Below are 701 nucleotides of genomic sequence, written 5' to 3'. Positions count from 1 at the left end.
CTTCATTCCTCGATCAAAAACCGCAATATCTTTTTTATTACTTATGTGTTCTTGAAGAATATTACCCAAAGCCAAATCTTCACTAATCATTTTTTGATCTTTGTGAAAATTTACATTAAATGGCAATTCACTAAAACCAATTGTAAATTTTATACTGTTTTTACCTTGCTCTCCTTTTTTATTTTTCTGTCCATTTTGCATTCCAAAACTTAATAAAGAAGCAGATAAACTTGTAATTGTTGAGTCGTATAAGCTTAATTTTGCTTTATCTTTCTGTTCAAGTTTATCCTGAAAAACAGTAACAGTATACTGATATAGTTTCTCGAAATATTCCACGTTGATTTTTCCAATTCTCTCTGCAATACTGCTATGACTAACACTTTTATCTTTAGGAATCTGAGCATATTTACAAAAAAAATGATTCTCGTAAAAATTCTCAAACACTCTGGAACTGGCTCTGGTTTCATTAAGATACCAAAAATACAAAGTTTAAATAATTCCTTACCTTTTAATTTTTTAGCATTCCAATCAACCATTGTTTGCTGAGCAAAAAAATCAAGTTGATCTTCTGAAATATAATTTAATATTTCTTTTACTTCTGTTCTGATTTGCATTTTCTGATATTTATTGACATACAGAAAATAAAAATAATAGTTTTTTACAAAAGTTCCTTACACTCTTGGTTTTGAACTTTGACAAAG

Annotated in this window: 1 protein-coding gene; it reads right to left on the bottom strand. The window is 27.8% G+C overall.

Going from position 1 to position 701, the window contains the following annotated elements; all coding sequences use genetic code 11:
* A partial coding sequence (locus NJT12_RS24840; protein WP_271338795.1) for a hypothetical protein occupies positions 1 to 486 on the bottom strand: 486 nt, incomplete at its 3' end.
* Positions 487 to 701 lie beyond the last annotated feature (215 nt).

Origin of the sequence: Flavobacterium azizsancarii (assembly GCF_027980145.1) — a bacterium.
Lineage (GTDB): Bacteria > Bacteroidota > Bacteroidia > Flavobacteriales > Flavobacteriaceae > Flavobacterium > Flavobacterium azizsancarii.
The sequence above is the reverse complement of the archived record's forward strand: the minus strand, read 5'-3'. Positions and strand labels throughout refer to the sequence as shown.